Annotated in this window: 1 protein-coding gene; it reads right to left on the bottom strand. The window is 74.7% G+C overall.

Annotation, left to right across the window (positions count from 1 at the left end):
* Positions 1–1,264: helicase-related protein (locus C2L71_RS11830; protein WP_275664996.1), on the bottom strand; the 1,264-nt coding region annotated here is incomplete at both ends.

Genomic DNA, 1,264 nt, shown 5'->3' with positions numbered 1-1,264 from the left:
CTCGTCCACGCCGGCGGCCACGGCGCGCAAAAACGCCCCGCGCGCACGCCCGGTCTCGGCGGGGCGGCCCACGCCCTCACCGTGCCAGAACGGCAAACGCGCAGAGCGGCCCGGCGCGGGTTCCACAATGACGCGGTCGCGCGTGATCTCGCTGATGCGCCACGAGCTGGTGCCCAGCGCGATGATGTCGCCCACGCGCGACTCGTACACCATCTCCTCGTCCAGCTCGCCCACGCGGCGACGGCCCTCGTTGCCGTCGCCCTCGGGCAGCACCACCGAGAACATGCCGCGGTCGGGAATCGTGCCCGCCGCCGTCACGGCCAGCCGCTGGGCGGCGGGGCGCGGCGAGAGCTCCCCGCTCTCGCGGTCCCACACGATGCGCGGCGCGAACTCGGCCAGGTCGGCCGAGGCATAGCGCCCGGACAGCATGTCCAGCACCCCGTCGAACGCGCGGCGCGGCAGCTCAGAGAACGGCGCCGCCCGGCGCACCGTGGCGTACCAGCCGTCGGCGGTGGCGCCTCCCATGGCCACGGCGGCCACCGTCTGCTGCGCCAGCACGTCCAGCGGGTTGCGCACGAGCGCGGTGGCCTCGATGGCGCCGGCGCGCATGCCCTCGGCCACCACGGCCGCGTCGATGACCTCCGTGCGCGTGCGCGGATAGACGGAGCCCGTCGACCGGCCGCCCACCTGGTGGTTCGCGCGCCCGATGCGCTGCAGGCCGCTCGCCACCGACGGCGGGGCGGCCACCTGCAGCACGAGGTCGATCGACCCCATGTCAATGCCCAGCTCGAGCGAGGACGTGGCCACCACGCAGGGCAGCTCCCCGGCCTTCAGCTCGCGCTCCACCTGCAGGCGCTTCTCCTTCGACACCGAGCCGTGGTGGGCCTTCGCGATGATCTCGGGCGCGCCCTGCGCGAGCTCGCTCGTGGACCCCAGGTCCGAGCGCAGGTGCGACGACGGCCCGCCGTCCGCCTGGCCGCCGGGCGCCATGAGGCCCTCGCGCTTCGCGTACAGCTCGTTCAGCCGCGCGGTGAGCTTCTCGCACAGCCCGCGCGAGTTCACGAACACGATGGTGGTGCGGTGCGCCAGCACCTCGTCAAGGATGGACGCCTCGATGAGCGGCCAGATGGACGACGTGCCCTCACGGCTGTCGGGCGTGGCTCCCCGGGGCTTGTCGCCGACCATGAGCGAGCGCAACGCCCGGTCGGACTTCCACGCCTCCTCGGCCGGCGCGCGGCGCGGCCCTCCGCCCCGGCCGGCGCGC

Source organism: Enteroscipio rubneri, assembly GCF_002899715.1.
Taxonomy (GTDB): Bacteria; Actinomycetota; Coriobacteriia; order Coriobacteriales; family Eggerthellaceae; genus Enteroscipio; species Enteroscipio rubneri.
This window is presented reverse-complemented; position numbering and strand designations above follow the sequence as displayed.